Source organism: Rhodococcus qingshengii JCM 15477 (assembly GCF_023221595.1).
GTDB classification, from domain to species: Bacteria; Actinomycetota; Actinomycetes; order Mycobacteriales; family Mycobacteriaceae; genus Rhodococcus_F; species Rhodococcus_F qingshengii.
This window is the reverse complement of the sequence record NZ_CP096563.1, coordinates 2,425,630-2,441,209: the sequence shown is the minus strand read 5'-3', so window position 1 is coordinate 2,441,209 and position 15,580 is coordinate 2,425,630. Positions and strand designations below refer to the sequence as shown.

Here is a 15,580-nt window from a genome sequence, read left to right as displayed (position 1 = left end):
ACAGCTAGTTAGGGAGCGTCGAATCGTGCGGTGAGGCTTGTTTCGCCGCTTGGTGTCTCTGTCGCGACTACCAACACCGCCCGATCACCGAGCTTTGCAGCTCCAGCCGAATAGCCGGTTCCGTTGAGTTCACGATGAGTGAGAGGGATCTCTGCGACAGTGACTTCCGCCGGACCGGTGATCTCAATACGGGTGATCTTGCGCAAGTAGTTTCCGGTCGGCTCCTCCTTCTTCAGGTAGAGATCGACTGCTTCACCCGACTCCGGCTCTATTGCCGTAGCCGGATCGCGTCCGATGGTGAAAAACTCCTCGTCACCAAGCGCATCGCGCATCGCATCGTTCTCCAGGTCGACCGAGCTCATGAATCCTTGCGCAAGATCTTGTGCCGACATCGCGAAGTCCCCATCCTCGAAGAAGAGTGAGGTATCGAGAAAGGGCACCACGATTTCGGCCGGGCGGTCAGCGCTTTCCTCGACCCACAGGCGCACCTTCCCCACGGTCAGAGTGAAGGATTTCATCCAGATCGCGTCGAGTTTCCCCACCACCTCGGTGCCGAACCTTCCCGGTTCGATTTCTCCAGGAACTGCGGTAGTGATCCCGAATTGTCGAGCTTTCTCGATCGCTGAGCGGGTGAACCCTGACGACGAAACGAGAACTAAGACATTTGTGGGAAGCCTCAGATGCTTGCTATGCATTTCTTCCACCCAACTGACTGTTTGCGGGCGCTTATGGGCTCGGCACTCGATGCTCACTATGACCGGATGTCCAGCAGTCACGCTTTCGATGCACGTATCTACTTCCCTAAAGTTCCCAGAGTCCAGATCTCTGAGCATCTTCGACTCCGTGACTGTCGCACCCGCACTGAGATGGGAATGAATGATTGCGACGATTTCCTGGAACTCGTTTGTCCGTTTGGGCACGGTTCACAGACTACATTTCACATTTCACCCGGTTAGCGAACAACGTTGTTCAGGTGAAAGGGTCGCCGCTCACCTGAACAGCTGGCTACATCCCCCGCAACCCTCAGTGGTGGGTGAGCCATTGCTCGACTTGTCGGAGTGGTCCCTCGCTTTCAGGTAGCACCACGAATTGCCGTCCACCTCGGACAAGACTTCCAGGGCGCGCCAGGCGGTTGGATCATCGAAGCGGTGCGGAAGCAGTCGGTTACCTCGTTCGGAGGTGACCAGTCGCCACCGCTCCACACCGACGGCGTCGTAATTCGGAACCTTCTCCAGGATCAAGCCGTGCTGTTCGGCACACAGTCTGACCCGAGAGATCCTGTCCTCCAGCGCTTTACGCGCTGCCGATTCCTCGGCGCAGCGCTGCTCCCGCTCGGCTGCCTCACGGTCAGCCGCATCATCGCGGTGTGTGATCCGCTGGTGAAACGCTGCTCGCCGCTGCTCAGCCTTGTCGATCTGACGGCGTGCTCGCCGCGCGACTACCTCCAGATCGTGCAGTACGTCGAGCAATTCCCCGACCACACGCTGAGCGGCGATGTCGTCGTGCAGGTTGTCGAGTGGTTGACCGAGATCGGTCAGGAAACCGCCCACGATTTCATCGGCGTCAGGTCCAAGGATTACCAGTTAAGGAGTATTCGCGAATGTTCGCACAGCAGCGCCGCGAGGCCGGACTGTCGAAGATCACGCTGCGGAACCTCCGGCATTCGTCGGTGTCACGTATGCGCGCAGCCGGAGTCCCCGCCGACGTAGTCGTTGCCTGGCACGGCCACTCGGAACGGATGACTCAGGCGGTCTACGGGCGAGTGTCGAACGATCGGTTAGTGGCCGCTTCGGCCGCACTTTCTGAGGCCGTAGGACAGAGTTAGGACAACATCCTCGAATACGAAAAGACCAGGCCGGAGGAATATCCTCTGACCTGGTCTTTTTTGGTGGAGCTAAGGGGACTCGAACCCCTGACCCCCACACTGCCAGTGTGGTGCGCTACCAGCTGCGCCATAGCCCCGTATTCAATTCACTCTAACAGTCGAACTCGAAGCGGCTTTACTGCTTTCCGCTCGCTGGAAGAAAGTTACACCACTTGACTCCTGGGCAACAAATCGCCTGGTCAGAGCGAAGCGGCCGCTCCTCGTCCGAGCGGCCGCTTCAACTCAGGAGGAGAGCTTGGAAACCCAGTCGCTACTGCCCGTGTCAACGATCTTGCCGTTCGCCACTACCGTGGGCGTCCCGTTCGACCCGACATCCTTGAGCGCCTGGCTGGCGGCTGCGGCATTGGCCGCGGCGGCTTCGACGTTGGTACCGGAAGAGATGCAGGTTGCCACGTCCTCGGATGCGCCCGCATCACGAGCGATCTGGGCGAGGTCGTCGTTGGTGTGGTCGCTGCTGCCGCCCTCGGCCGGCTGCGTGTCGGTCGCGAAAAGCTTGTTGTGGAATGCGGAGTACGCGATCGCGTCGCCGCCCTGAGCAACGCACAGGAGCGCAGCGCCGGCCCGTGTGGAGTAGTCACCGCTGCCCGAGGCCCGGTTGAGGAAGTTCAGCATGTGGTATCGCACGGCGACGTCACCGTTGTCGACGGCGGCCGCGAGAGCCTGGCCACTGAGGTGTTCGAGAGCAGCACAGGCCGGGCACAGCGGATCCTCGAAGAGATCAATGGTTGTCGCGGCGGAGGGCTTGCCGAGCAGCACCACTCCGTTGTCCTGCACCGTGACAGCAACTTCGGAACTCTGCACGGAGCCGTAACCGTCGTTCTGGGGCTTGTTCTTGCTGTTCGTCCACAAGACACCGCCGATGACGAGGGCCGCGATCACGAGCACCGCGAGGCCACCGATGATGTAGGTGGAGCGGCTCGAGACCGGTTCCGGCGAGTATTTGTTCTTGCTGCTCTTGGTGCTCACGCTGATGCAGTCCTTCGTGCGTCGAAACGATTTACCGATTGCTTACCTTGCCACTGAAGACTGAGTATCCACTGAGAACGCCGCGCGTGATCCGGGCCCTAATGCGAGTGGCGAACGCGGGAACACGAGCAGCCAGACGGCAAGTGCCAAGAAGCCCAGGTCGCGGAGAATCTCCTTCGAATAGTCCCAAGCGCCGACGTCGGCTGCACCTCCGCCGCCGAAACATCCGCAGTCGATGGACAATCCCCTGGCCCACACCGAAATGATCACCGCAATGAGAACCGTGAGGATGACCACCGAGACTGCAGCGGATGCTCGCACCGCCAACCCGACGAGGATCAGCAGGCCCAGGACTATTTCGACCAGGGGAAGAGCCGTCGCCACCGGACCCACCAGTGACTCGGGCAATAGTTGATAGGCGCGCACCGCGATCTTCGTCTGAACGGGATCAAAGAACTTGAGTCCCCCGGAAATCAGCCAAACGGCCGCCAAACCCAATCGGGCCACAAGACTCACGATGCGAATTGCCACCCGATCGAGAGTACAGAATGCCCGGTCAGTCTAGGTTTGTCCGCGCAGGAGTATCCGTTAGCACCGTCACATCAGTCAGATCTTCGACGACGGATTCGACGGGCTTCGTTCGCGACGGAACGAACAACCACCCCGTCGCCGACACGACTACTACGGCTCCCATCACCGCGAAGGCCGCCGAGTACGAAACATGTTGGGCGATCAGCCCGGCACAAATCGGCGCCACTACCCCACCGATGTCGGACATCATCTGGAATACCGCCAGAACGGGTCCGCCTCGGGCCGTCGATCCGACAACATCGGCAACCGCGGCCTGCTGGGCCGGACTCATGAGGCCGGAGCCGACACCAGTCACTGCGGCAATGGCGAAGAACACCACGAGGTTGTCGGTGAATCCCATTGCGATGGTTCCCAGACCGCAGATGAGTAGGCCGCTCACGACAAAGGGCTTGCGTCCGAAGCGGTCCGAGAGTCGTCCGGAGACGATCAACACCAACGCATTGCCGACGGCGAAGATCGTCAGGGCGTAGGCCGCAATCGAGGGGTCTCGGCCGAGGAACTCGACGACGAACAGGGGAACCATGGCAACGCGAACTCCGAAGATCACGCCACCGAAGGCGAGGTTCGATCCGAGCGCTGCCCGGTACACCGGAGACTGGAGGCCTTCTGTGAGAGTCATCGACTTCACATCGACAGCCTTGTCCGGTGACGCCAAATGAGATCCACGCAGGCTCACGAAGACAACGAGCGCGGCGATCACCAACGCAATTGCGTAGATGATGAACGGCATCCGCAGACCGAACTGCAACAGCGCACCGCCGACCAGCGGGCCGCCGATCGATCCCATGAGAAAGCTTGTCGCGTACAGACCCGACACGCGGCCGCGACTGTCCGACGGTGACATGCGAATGATCAGCCCGAGGGCCGACACCGTGAACATGGTCGACCCGATGCCGCCCAACGACCGGAACAGCAGAAGTTGCCAGTACTCCCCCGCGAAAGCGCACGCACCGGTCGAGACCGCGACGATGAGAAGGCCGACGATGTAGACCGGCCGCTCACCGAGTTTCTGTACCAAAGTGCCGCTCATCGGCGCGAACACCAACCGCATGAAAGCGAAAGACGAGATCACGATCGTGGCGGCGGTGACCGATACGTCGAAGCTGCGCGCGAACTGAGGTAGTGCCGGGGCGACCAACCCGAATCCGAGGGCGATGACGAAGCTGGCGGCGACCAGTACCCAAATTTCCTGTGGCAGCTTGGCTGCACGAGTTTTCATGTCGCCCGGAATTCTAGCCGGGCGACCTGAGCGGTCCGCGGGCTAGTTCGCCTTCAAGACGCCGGACACCAAGTCCTTGGCCGCTGCCTGAACCTGAGCCAGATGATCGGCGCCCTTCATCGACTCGGCATAGATCTTGTACACGTCCTCCGTGCCGGACGGCCTCGCTGCAAACCACGCGTTCTCCGTCGTCACCTTGAGACCACCGATCGCCGCGCCGTTTCCGGGCGCGGCAGTCAGTGTCGCGGTGATCGGTTCACCCGCCAGCTCGGTCGCACTCACCTGGTCGGGAGACAATTTTGCCAAGACTGCCTTCTGTGCGCGTGTCGCGAGCGCATCGATCCGTGCGTACGCCGGGCTCCCGAACTTCTCGGCCAACGCGGCGTAGTGCGCTGACGGAGACTTTCCCGTCACCGCGGTGATTTCCGACGCGAGCAACGCAAGGATGATGCCGTCCTTGTCCGTCGTCCAGACGGAACCGTCGTGTCGGAGGAAGGACGCGCCGGCGCTTTCCTCGCCGCCGAATCCCACAGACCCGTCGAGCAATCCGGGAACGAACCACTTGAACCCGACCGGAACCTCGAGCAAATCGCGGCCCAGGCTGCTCACGACACGGTCGATCATCGAGGAACTCACGAGGGTCTTGCCGACCTTGGTATCTGCGCCCCAACCTGGCCGGTTCGCGAACAGGTACTCGATGGCAACGGCCAGATAGTGATTCGGGTTCATCAAACCGCCGTCGGGAGTGACGATGCCGTGGCGGTCGGAGTCCGCATCGTTTCCGGTCGCGATGTCGTAGCGATCCCGAATCCCGATCAGCGACGCCATCGCGTCGGGCGACGAGCAGTCCATGCGGATCTTGCCGTCCGTATCGAGCGTCATGAACCGCCAGGTCGGATCGACGAGAGGATTCACCACTTCGAGGTCGAGTCGGTGAGTTTCGGCAATCGCGCCCCAGTAGTCGACGCTTGCCCCGCCGAGGGGGTCTGCACCGATCGTGATTCCGGCATCGCGGATCGCGTCGAGGTTGAGGACACTGGGGAGGTCTTCGACGTAGTAGCGGAGGAAGTCGTAGCGTTCGACGCGGTCCAGCGCTTGTGCCGCCGTCACACGCCGTACCCCGGAAAGCCCCTTGCGCAGTAGCTCGTTCGCTCGATCGGCGATAACCGACGTCGCATCCGTGTCCGCGGGCCCGCCGTGCGGCGGGTTGTATTTGAAGCCGCCGTCACGAGGCGGATTGTGTGACGGTGTCACGACGATGCCGTCGGCTTTGGCCTCCGGACCCGTCGAGTTGTATCGCAGGATCGCGTGACTGACAGCCGGGGTGGGAGTGTAGGCGTCGCGTGAATCGACGAGGACGACGACGTCGTTGGCGACCAGGACCTCCAAGGCCGACAGCCAGGCAGGCTCCGAGAGCGCATGTGTGTCCCGGCCGATGAACAGCGGGCCGTCGATTCCCTGCGAAGCGCGGTACTCGACGATCGCCTGGGTTGTCGCCAGGATATGAGCTTCGTTGAACGCCGAGTCGAGACTGGAACCGCGATGTCCTGAAGTGCCGAAAAGTACCTGCTGCATCGGGTTCTCGGGATCCGGAGTGCGCGTGTAATACGCGGTGACCAGATGAGGAACATTGATCAGATCCTCTGGCAGAGCCACTTGTCCTGCTCGTTCGTGCGCCACGAATCCCCCTCGGCCCGGTGGTCGACCACTGTGTCGACGCGACTGTGGACAATTGTCTACCCTGGCCGCGTGGCGTGCACGCTCGGCGCCGGATCCGTCAATCCGTGATCTGGATTCCCAACCACGCAGCGGACAGTCCCACGATCAGACTGAGGACGATGTAGATCAGAGAAAGCGCCGTCTGGCGCCTCTCGATCATCCCGACGTTCTCGGTCGCGAAGGTCGAATAGGTGGACAAGCCGCCGCAGAAGCCGGTCGCCAGAAGTGCGGCCATCTCGGTGGAAAGAGCTGCCCCGGTGAACAATCCAAGGAGGAAGCAGCCGATCACGTTCGCGGCGAACGTCGCAGCCGGAAATCCCTTGTACGCGGGCACATACCGCGCCAACAGGTACCGGCCACTCGCACCAGCGCCGCCGCCGAGCGCCACCAGGAGAACTGTCATGCCGACGCTCCGTCCCGCGCGCGGATCCAGCGTTCACCGAACCCTTTGCCCAGTGCTGCAGCGAGGATCGCGGGAATCAACGTCCCGAGAACATAGAGAATCGATCGCCACGGACTCTCCGTCACGGCGTGAACCGCGAAGGACGAGAAGGTGGTGAAGCCGCCGCAGAAGCCCGTGCCGAGAAAGAGGTACCCAACCTTGTTGTGCACGAGCAGGGCCGCGAGAACACCGAGAACGAACGAGCCAACGACGTTGATGACCAGAGTCGTCCAGATGTGGGGAAAGAGCTCCCCCAGACCGTAGCGGCTGAGCGCGCCCAACCCTCCGCCGACGGCAACCGCGCATACCGCAGCCGGCAGTTTCAGATCACCCATGCTCTGGCCTCACCCGAAAGAGCCTACGTCCCGGAGCGGGCTTTCGGCGGGCGAGGAATGAAGTAACTTGTCCGCTGCTGATACTCGCGATAGCCCGGACGCTGTTCCATGTGTCGCTCGAGCAACCGCGCTCCGGTGGCGAAGACCAGGAAGTACGTCATGGCGATCGGTGAGAGGACGGTCAACACCCCCGGCCACACGGACGCCGAGACGAGGAAGATCCCCCACCAGACACACGCGTCGCCGAAATAGTTGGGATGCCGCGTCCATGCCCACAAACCTTGATCCATGATGTGGCCACGGCTGCCCGGATCGGATTTGAACTCCTCCATCTGTCGGTCGCCGACCGTCTCGAACGTGACGCCGACAATCCACAGCGCGATTCCGAGTACGACAAGAAGTCCGAAGCTGCCGTTCGACACTGCTGCGACCTGGATCGGCAGGGAGACGAACCACAACGAAATCCCCTGCGTGAGATAGATCTTGCGGATCGCATACAGCGTTCGATTACCCGTCGCTCGTCCGAGCATTTCTTCGTACCGCGGGTCTTCACCTTTGCCACGCGATCGAATCGCCATGTGCGTCGCCAACCGCAGACCCCAGATCGCCACGAGCGCAAGCATCAGCAACCGGCGCCAGAGGTCGCCGGTTCCCACTATCGCGGACACGAGCGCGATCAGAACGAAGCCGGCGCCCCACGACACGTCGACAACGTTGTGGCGCCCGATCCGTACACCGATCGTGGCTGTCACCGCCATTCCGACGGCGATCGCCAGCAGACTCGCGAGTGTGACCACTCCGAACGCGCCCCAGTCGAATCCGTTCATCGCCGCGACACCCACTGCGGCCGTACCGGTTCCATACCCGATCGACCATCACCGTGCGGCCGGACCGACAGAATCTGATCGACGCCCATCCTGCCGTCCCGAAATGCCATTCCTCCGCCGACGAGGTAGAGACGCCACACCCGGGCGACTTCGACACCCACGAGATCCACGACGCGATCCCAGTTCGATTCGAAGGTCTCGATCCACGCGTCGACGGTCCGCACGTAGTGCTCACGCAGGGCGTGGACGTCCCGCACTTCGAGTCCACCTTCCTCGATCATCGCAACAGTGCGACCGACGGGCCGCATGTACATGTCCGGCGCGATGAACGACTCGATGAACGGACCTCCCCCGGGGTGCGGGCCAGTGCGGGACATCTGCTGAATCAGCACACGGCCACCGGCAATAACATTGTCGTGGAGCGCTTTCACGTAGGTCGGATAGTTGTCCTCACCGACGTGCTCACCCATCTCGATGGAAGCGACCGCATCGAAGGGACCGTCTGGAATCTCTCGATAATCTTGGAGGCGAATCTCGACCCAGTCTTCCAAACCGAGCGCGCGGACCTTCGCGTCGACAAAAGCCTTCTGCTCCGCCGAGATCGTGATTCCGACAACCCTGGCGCCGTACTCCCGCGCTGCATGCAGGCTGAGCGAGCCCCAACCACAGCCGACATCGAGAAACCGCAAGCCTCGCGCTCGATCGAGACCGACCTTGCGGCACACCAGGTCCAGCTTGTCTGTCTGTGAGTCTTCGAGCGTGTAGTCCGGTGCATCGGAAGTCCAATAGCCCGAGGAGTACGCCATGTTCTCATCGAGGATCAATTGGTAGAAATCGTTCGACAAATCGTAGTGGTGCCCGATCGCCTCGCGGTCGCGGGCGAGGCTGTGCAGGCGCCCCTTCACCTGAGCCTGCGACGCCGGCGGAGCCAAAGGTCTCCCGAAAGCACCGAAGGATCGCGCAGCCTTGACCGCGGCCAAGACGAGCGACGGTGTCGGGGTAATCGACCCGAGCCCCCGCTCGGCAGACACCTTCCACACGTGTGTGAGTGCATCGCCTAGATCGCCCTCGACGTCGAGTTCACCGAGAACATACGCCTGCGCAGCCCCCAACTCGCCGGGATTCCAGAGCAAGCGTCGCAGCACATTCGGGCTGTAGAGCGTCACTTTCGGAGCATCTTCCGGACCTGCTGTGCTGCCGTCCCATGCAGTCAACCGCACCGGAAGTTCGCCGCCGACAAGTGGACTGAGGATGTCCGAGAGACGACCCGCAACGCCGGTACCTTGTGCCGTTCGATCCATCGTGGCGGTCATCGCTGGTTCCTCCGATCGAGAACAATTTGCTGGACGTCGAGATACCCCGACCGAAACCCCGCCTCTGAGTAGCAGAGATAGAAATGCCACATGCGCGCGAACACTGCGTCGAACCCGAGCGCGGACGCCTCGTCGGTGCGAGCGCTGAATCGCTCGTCCCACAGTCGCAACGTCTGCGCGTAGTGATCGCCCATCGACATCCGCTCACGCACCCGCAGGGTTGTCATGCGCTCGGTGACGTCCTCGATCGCCCGCACCGACGGGAGAAATCCGCCGGGGAAGATGTACTTGTGCACCCAGGTGTAGGTGTTGCGGGTCGCGAGCATTCGATCGTGCGGCATCGTGATGGCTTGGATCGCCGCGCGCCCACCCGGCGCCAGCAGGGCGTCGATCGTCTGGAAGTAGCTTCCCCAGTACTGGTGGCCGACGGCCTCGATCATCTCGACCGACACAACGGCGTCGTACTCCCCCTGTACCTGCCGATAGTCGAGAAGGTCGACCTGAACGCGATCTGCCAATCCCGCAGCGCTTATCCGCTTCGCTGCCAATTCCTGCTGTTCGACCGAAAGTGTCACCGAGCGCACCGTCGCTCCCCGTTGGGCAGCTCGGATCGCCAATTCTCCCCAGCCTGTGCCGATTTCGAGCACTCGCGAACCGGGTCCGACACCTGCGCCATCCAGCAGTCGATCGATCTTCCGATGCTGCGCCGCTGCGAACACGTCCCACGACGGGGTCGCCCCTACCGACAGATCCTCGAAGAGGGCACTGGAATACGTCATGGTGTCGTCGAGGAACAGTTCGAACATCTCGTTCGAGAGGTCGTAGTGCCGGGAGATGTTCGAGCGCGTGTTCTGCGTCGAATTCCGTTCACTGCGAGGCTGCTTCGGAATGTATAGGCCTCGTAGCCGCTGCAGGAAGTCGGGAATGAGCGTCGCCACGCGGGAGGCGAAGACTTCCAGGACCGCAGTGAGGTCGGATGCTTCCCAATCGCCCGCCATGTAAGACTCGCCGAATCCGATCAAACCACTGTCCCCCACACGAGCAGCGAAGTCGTCTGGGCGGTGAATGACCATCAACGGCGAATCGGGGCTACCGCCACCGGAGAACTCACCGTTGGGCATCTGGACACGCAGCGGCAAACGTGCGACCGCCTTGTGGAACAGGGCGCGGGCAACCGGTGATGCAACCCGCACTTTGAGCCCGCTCGGCACGGTGGCGACGCCCGGCCACCGCTCGGTTTCGATCGTGTGAGCGGAAGGTTCGGTGCCGAGAGTGGTTGTGGTCATTGCACTGCCTCCTGCGGGTGATGTTGCGGTCGGGGAACGATGGGTAAGCGCCTGGCCCACAGCCGGATTCCTTGAAATCTGATCTGCGCAGCGACTCGGAGCGGAGCCAGCGGGATGGCGAGCGCACTGCGCACGATCTCGCGCGTCGTCGCCGGCACACAACGACCGGACACCGTGGCCACGAAGGGCGCCTTGCCGTCACGGGCCAGAACTATCGAGAGCGCGAGCGCGGTGTCGGGTAGCGGAAGTCGCATCCGGTACTCGCCGTCCAGATCGTTGAACGGAGATACGTAGAACTCTTTGGACGTGCGAACCGCGCCACGTTCGTCGGTTTCGAGCAGGTAGCAGTGCCGCTCGCCGTAGGTGTTGTGAACCTCGGCAACGACGCACCGCTGACTGCCGTCGTCGTTCAGACACCAGAACACACTCAGCGGGTTGAACACATGGCCGAACACACGCGCGTTCGCAAGCATGAGGATGCGACCGCCGGCGAACTCCAATCCGTTGGTTGCCAGAAAAGTCTCGACGTTGGCACGAATCGATCGAGTGGGGTCGCCGAGGTGATCCCCGGCGTCGAACTTCGCCAAGGGCCGCAAAGCCTTCGGGAGCTCGGGCAAATCGTCGACGTCGACGAGCCAACTGTAGCTTCGGTACTCGAACTCGTTGTGCAACGGCTCCGTTCGTACGTGCCGAATGCTCGTATGAACGATGGACGGCGTGATGGGTGCGGTCACGGCCACCGACCTCCGACGCGTTCGGCGGCGCGCAGGCCAGAGAGTGCACCGTCCTCGTGGAAGCCCCATCCGTGGTACGCACCGGCAAACGCGAGCACGTCCGAGTCCAACTCGGGAAGCCGCGCTTGAGCGGCGACGGAGGTGGGTGTGTACTGCGGATGCTCGTAGGTCATCTGATCGATCACCGAGTCCGGGGCCACCATTTCGTCTCCCCCCAACGTCACCAGGTAGCGCCGGCCGGTCTCCGGCAGCCGCTGCAACCTCGTCATGTCGTAGCTGACCAGAACGTGATCCGGCTTCGCGTTGCATTCAGGGATGTAGTAGTTCCACGACGCGCGCGCATTGGTGTTGCCGGGCAGCACATTTTCGTCCGTGTGAAGTTGGGTGTGGTTGACGGAGTACGGCATTGCACCGAGGACCTGGGATTCGACAGGCGTCGGATCCGCCAAAATCTTCAGCGCTTGCTGCGGATGCGTTGCGACCACGGCTGCGTCGAAGGTCTGGATCTGGTCGTCGCCGTCACGAATGTCGACGCGATCGTCGAACCGGTGGACGGCGCGAACCGGCGTGTTCAGGCGGATATCCCCGATACTTTTGGCGACGAGACGAACGTATTCGCCCGATCCACCGGTGACTGTTCGCCAGGTGGGCGATCCAGTGACGCTCAGCATTCCGTGGTGATCGAGGAACGAGAACAGGTACCGCGCGGGATATTTCAGGGCCGAGCCGGGATCACACGACCAGACTGCCGACACGAGCGGAGTCATGAAGTGAGCGGTGAAGTAGTCGGAGAACCGGCCGCTGCGCAGAAACACTCCCAGCGTCTGGTCAGGTGCCGACGGATCCGTGTTGTCGAGCAATGCGCGGGCACGGCGATGGAAGCGCTTGACCTCCATCAGCATCGACAGAAAACTGCCGTTCACCAGCAGCCCCGGCGTCGGGAGAACGCCGCGCAAACCTTGGCCTCCCGAGTACTCGAGCCCGCACCCCCCACACCTGACCGACATGCTCATGTCGGATTCCTGCGTAGGCACATCGAGTTCTGCGAACAATCGCAACAATGTCGGATAGGTGCGATCGTTGTGGACGATGAACCCCGTGTCGATGGCGAGGCTTCGCCCTTCCGGGTCGGTGACCGAATGGGTGTCCGCGTGCCCGCCGAGCCGTGAATCCGCTTCGTAGAGGGTGACGTCACTGTCCTTACTGAGCACCCACGCCGCTGTCAGACCTGCGACACCACTACCGACGACGGCCACCTTGCGCTTGTCGGAACTCATCGTCGTTCTCCCATCTTTGTTGCGGCTACCCCGCGACTCATTCCTGCGATTGCATCCGCGACGAGGCGATGCCAAGTCGCCGCCCGACGGAGCATGAAGTGGCCTGCGCCGTCGATGCCGATCCATTCAGCGCTCTTACCCGACGCCTGCAGTTCGTCGACCTTTCGCCGCGACACCTCCGGATCGGTCCAGGAGTCAGCCGTGCCGTGAAGGACTGACAGTGGTGTGTCCGAACGCAGATTCACCGACGTTCCATCGGGCCACCACGGCGCCAGCGCGACCACACCGACCACCGCCGGATCGCCACACAGTTCGGCGGCGACCCGTCCGCCCATCGAGTGCCCCAGCAGGATCACCCGAGCTTGTGAATTACGTTTCGTTATCGCGTCGAGTGCGGCGCGGGCGTCGGCGACCGGACTGCGCTCGGCACCGTTCCAACCTCGAACTCGATAGCGAGCCTGCACCGCTTTCACACCGGAGAGGCGAAGCTGAGCGGTGAACGGGCACATCCGAAGGTTGGACAGATGCCAGGCGCGAGCCGGGCGATGGCTCGATACCTTTCCTCCAGGCAGCACTAGCACCACCAGGTGCTGGTCACCGTCCTGCTGTTGCCGTCGGTTGGGCGTCATACACGGCATTCGGAGCCGAAAACCATTTGGATGGGGTTCGTAGAATTTCTTTTGTGAATCGTAAAGCACTCGTCGGCGATGTCCTCGACGCCATGGACGCCAACTTGGTATCCCATGCCTGCCACCTGCATGAACACTTGCCGACGGGATCGGTCACGGTCTCTGCAGATGTTGTCGTCGCAGACAGCGGCCTCACCGACGACACTTTCAACATCATCGCTGGTGCGCGCTTCGCTGTACCTGCTGCTGAAGGCCCGGAAGAAGACCGACGACTACTCGACGTACTCGCGTGGCTTCGAGCAACCGGTCGTCCGTTCTCCTGGTGGACGGGTCCGCGCGACAAGCCCTCTGACCTCGGCGCTCGCTTGTCAGCCCTCGGCTGCGTGCGCTCCGAGGAAGAAAGAGCAATGACGGCAGACTTGGACGTCGTCCCACGCCCAACGCCTGTCGCAGAACTGTGCGTTCAGCGAGTGACGACTCGTTCGCAGCTCGCCGACTATGCCGCCGTGATGGCCGCCAATTGGTCGCCGCCCTCAACCGCAGTAATAGGTTTCTTCGAAGACACCGCCGATGACATCCTCGATGAGCGCTCGCGGAGTTCGTTTGTCGTGGGATACGCGAACTCCCAGCCTGTCGCCGGAGCCGAGGTCCATTTTGCCGCCGACGTCGCCGGACTGTATGGGGTCGTCACACTCGAAACGGCGCGCCGACGCGGATTCGGCTCGGCGGTCACCCTTGCCGCACTCGACATCGCCCGCGAGCGAGGTGCCCGAACCGCTGTACTTCAGGCGTCCAGCGACGGCGCACAGCTCTATCGAAACGTCGGCTTCGAGGATGTCGGTACCTACGCCGAGTACTCGATCGGCAGCGGTTAGACGTCCCCGCGGGGACGCTTTCCGTCCTCATCCACGGATGTGTGTCGGTACTGGCATCTATCATCGAACGTACATTCGAAACATTGTCGGACACGCGCCGGGGGGCAACGATGAACGCAGCACTGACCGATACCGCAGAACTGACCGATACCGCGGCACCGATCAATGAAGAAACGCCGGATTCCACCCGAAGCGACGTAGAGCAACTCGGCTCCGAAATCTGCGCTCTCGCCGGCCAGATCGCGGCGGCCACGGCTCGATTCCTCACCCTCCTGTCGAAGTTCGACGAAGACCGCGGCTGGTCCGGCCCTGGACTGCATTCATGCGCCCACTGGCTGTCGTGGAAATGTGGAATGAGCCTGCACACCGGCAGGGAATATGTTCGCGTCGCCAAAGCGCTCCGACCTTTGCCCGAGATGCGGAAGGCCTTCGAGCAAGGCCGGCTGTCCTACTCGAAGGTTCGCGCACTCACCCGGGTCACCACGCCGTCAAACGAACAGCAGATGGTTCGGTTCGGATGCGAGGCGCCCGCAGCCCAGATCGATCGTCTCGCCGCAGGTCTGCGTAATGCAACCGACAATGAATCCGGCAAAAGCAAAGCGCCCGAACATCTTCAGGTCCGCTGGCATTGGGACTCGGATACGGGCGAGTTTGTCATCAAAGGACGCCTGCCCGCACAGGACGGCGCCCGAATCCTCGCAGCATTGGCGGTGGCGGAACGTGAACGCACCCGAACCGCTGCCATCCGCCCTGTCGACGAGAAGGCTACAAAGAACCCGGCCGGAAATATCGGACCAGGACTCGTCGCGATGGCAGAGCTCGCCACCGCCGCAGTCACAGACCGCACGTCCAAGGCCGCCGCGAACGAAGTTGCGTTCTTCCACGAAGCGAACACCGTCCGTGTACCGAGTGGACCCGCGCTCCCCCAAAGTGCCGCCGAGGAAGTGCTCTGCAACGCGAAACTTCGCCTGGGAACGACAAAGGAGGGATGCGTTTTGAATCTGGGCCGAAGGACCCGCGTCGTCAGCGCCAAACAAATGCTGGCATTGAATTACCGCGACGGATGTTGCCGCACACCGGGTTGCGGGCGGACTCGCTTCTTACACGCACATCACGTGAAATTCTGGGGACGCGGCGGAAATACGGACTTGGACAATCTGATCATGCTGTGCGGCACCTGCCACCGCGCGCTGCATGACGGCCAGTTCACGATCACTGCTCTCGGCGAGCAGAAGTTCGAGTTCCTTTACGCCAATGGTGACGTCATCGACCCAGCACCACCGACCGAGGGATTCGCTGATGGCCTACTGCGCGGAGACATACCCGACGACGCGATCATCCCAAGATGGGACGGCGAGCCCCTTCACCTCGATCACGCGGTCAGCGTCATCCTCGACGGTTGGGCCGCCTGAGGAAACATTGGTCTAGTCCAATCTGAATCTGCCGTGAACAACAGGACAACCCTCACATCCAGGTAGTGCA

General features: G+C 62.1%; 17 protein-coding genes and 1 tRNA gene. 3 read left to right on the top strand and 15 right to left on the bottom strand.

Annotated features, from left to right (window positions below):
• Positions 1-8 precede the first annotated feature (8 nt).
• Together M0639_RS11215 and M0639_RS11210 are read right to left on the bottom strand one after the other, a co-directional pair.
• Positions 9-545: a hypothetical protein gene (locus M0639_RS11215; protein ID WP_139120558.1), complete on the bottom strand. Its 537-nt coding sequence runs from the start codon at positions 543-545 to the stop codon at positions 9-11.
• Positions 546-989: 444 nt separating this feature from the next.
• Positions 990-1,550 carry a hypothetical protein gene (locus M0639_RS11210; protein ID WP_064075187.1) on the bottom strand — a complete coding sequence of 187 codons (561 nt, stop codon included), beginning with the start codon at positions 1,548-1,550 and terminating at the stop codon, positions 990-992.
• 50 nt (positions 1,551-1,600) lie between these two features.
• On the opposite strand from M0639_RS11210, the gene M0639_RS11205 reads away from it, so the two are divergent.
• A complete protein-coding gene (locus tag M0639_RS11205) occupies positions 1,601-1,825 on the top strand; it encodes a site-specific integrase (RefSeq protein WP_054801644.1) in 225 nt (74 codons plus the stop codon).
• Positions 1,826-1,886: 61 nt separating this feature from the next.
• Here M0639_RS11205 and M0639_RS11200 read toward each other — a convergent pair.
• The 13 genes from M0639_RS11200 to M0639_RS11140 all read right to left on the bottom strand — a co-directional run bounded on the left by M0639_RS11200 (position 1,887) and on the right by M0639_RS11140 (position 13,223).
• Positions 1,887-1,962, bottom strand: a tRNA-Ala gene (locus tag M0639_RS11200).
• A gap of 145 nt (positions 1,963-2,107) precedes the next feature.
• Positions 2,108-2,851: a DsbA family protein gene (locus tag M0639_RS11195; protein ID WP_007731305.1), complete on the bottom strand. Its 744-nt coding sequence runs from the start codon at positions 2,849-2,851 to the stop codon at positions 2,108-2,110.
• A gap of 42 nt (positions 2,852-2,893) precedes the next feature.
• Positions 2,894-3,382, bottom strand: coding sequence for a MauE/DoxX family redox-associated membrane protein (locus tag M0639_RS11190; RefSeq protein ID WP_003942318.1), 489 nt, complete (start codon positions 3,380-3,382; stop codon positions 2,894-2,896).
• Positions 3,383-3,407: 25 nt separating this feature from the next.
• Complete coding sequence (locus tag M0639_RS11185) at positions 3,408-4,661, bottom strand: MFS transporter (RefSeq protein ID WP_003942326.1); 1,254 nt, start codon at positions 4,659-4,661, stop codon at positions 3,408-3,410.
• A 42-nt stretch (positions 4,662-4,703) separates the two neighbouring features.
• Positions 4,704-6,341, bottom strand: a complete 1,638-nt coding sequence (gene pgm / locus M0639_RS11180; protein WP_064075186.1) for a phosphoglucomutase (alpha-D-glucose-1,6-bisphosphate-dependent) — start codon at positions 6,339-6,341, stop codon at positions 4,704-4,706.
• Between the two features lie 97 nt (positions 6,342-6,438).
• Positions 6,439-6,783: a fluoride efflux transporter CrcB gene (gene crcB / locus M0639_RS11175; protein ID WP_003942344.1), complete on the bottom strand. Its 345-nt coding sequence runs from the start codon at positions 6,781-6,783 to the stop codon at positions 6,439-6,441.
• On the bottom strand, positions 6,780-7,157 hold the full coding sequence (locus M0639_RS11170) for a fluoride efflux transporter FluC (RefSeq protein ID WP_064075185.1): 378 nt from the start codon (positions 7,155-7,157) through the stop codon (positions 6,780-6,782). The genes crcB and M0639_RS11170 overlap by 4 nt, the downstream gene beginning before the upstream one ends.
• 23 nt (positions 7,158-7,180) lie before the next feature.
• A complete protein-coding gene (locus M0639_RS11165) occupies positions 7,181-7,984 on the bottom strand; it encodes a DUF1295 domain-containing protein (RefSeq protein WP_064075205.1) in 804 nt (267 codons plus the stop codon).
• Positions 7,981-9,297 (bottom strand): class I SAM-dependent methyltransferase, encoded by a 1,317-nt coding sequence (locus M0639_RS11160; RefSeq protein ID WP_064075184.1) that lies wholly within the window; start codon positions 9,295-9,297, stop codon positions 7,981-7,983. Before M0639_RS11160 ends, M0639_RS11165 begins: the two co-directional genes overlap by 4 nt.
• Positions 9,294-10,583: an SAM-dependent methyltransferase gene (locus M0639_RS11155; protein WP_007731299.1), complete on the bottom strand. Its 1,290-nt coding sequence runs from the start codon at positions 10,581-10,583 to the stop codon at positions 9,294-9,296. The genes M0639_RS11160 and M0639_RS11155 overlap by 4 nt, the downstream gene beginning before the upstream one ends.
• Positions 10,580-11,323 (bottom strand): DUF1365 domain-containing protein, encoded by a 744-nt coding sequence (locus tag M0639_RS11150; protein ID WP_042450068.1) that lies wholly within the window; start codon positions 11,321-11,323, stop codon positions 10,580-10,582. The genes M0639_RS11155 and M0639_RS11150 overlap by 4 nt, the downstream gene beginning before the upstream one ends.
• Positions 11,314-12,594 (bottom strand): NAD(P)/FAD-dependent oxidoreductase, encoded by a 1,281-nt coding sequence (locus M0639_RS11145; RefSeq protein ID WP_064075183.1) that lies wholly within the window; start codon positions 12,592-12,594, stop codon positions 11,314-11,316. The genes M0639_RS11150 and M0639_RS11145 overlap by 10 nt, the downstream gene beginning before the upstream one ends.
• A complete protein-coding gene (locus M0639_RS11140; protein WP_064075182.1) occupies positions 12,591-13,223 on the bottom strand; it encodes a dienelactone hydrolase family protein in 633 nt (210 codons plus the stop codon). The genes M0639_RS11145 and M0639_RS11140 overlap by 4 nt, the downstream gene beginning before the upstream one ends.
• A 53-nt stretch (positions 13,224-13,276) precedes the next feature.
• Here M0639_RS11140 and M0639_RS11135 point away from each other — a divergent pair, with 53 nt between their 5' ends.
• Entirely contained in the window at positions 13,277-14,098 is an 822-nt protein-coding gene (locus M0639_RS11135) for a GNAT family N-acetyltransferase (protein ID WP_197486206.1), read from the top strand.
• Positions 14,099-14,208: 110 nt separating this feature from the next.
• The gene (locus M0639_RS11130) at positions 14,209-15,510 is read left to right on the top strand and encodes an HNH endonuclease signature motif containing protein (RefSeq protein ID WP_064075181.1); all 1,302 of its coding nucleotides are present in this window, start codon (positions 14,209-14,211) and stop codon (positions 15,508-15,510) included.
• The last annotated feature ends 70 nt before the right edge of the window (positions 15,511-15,580 follow it).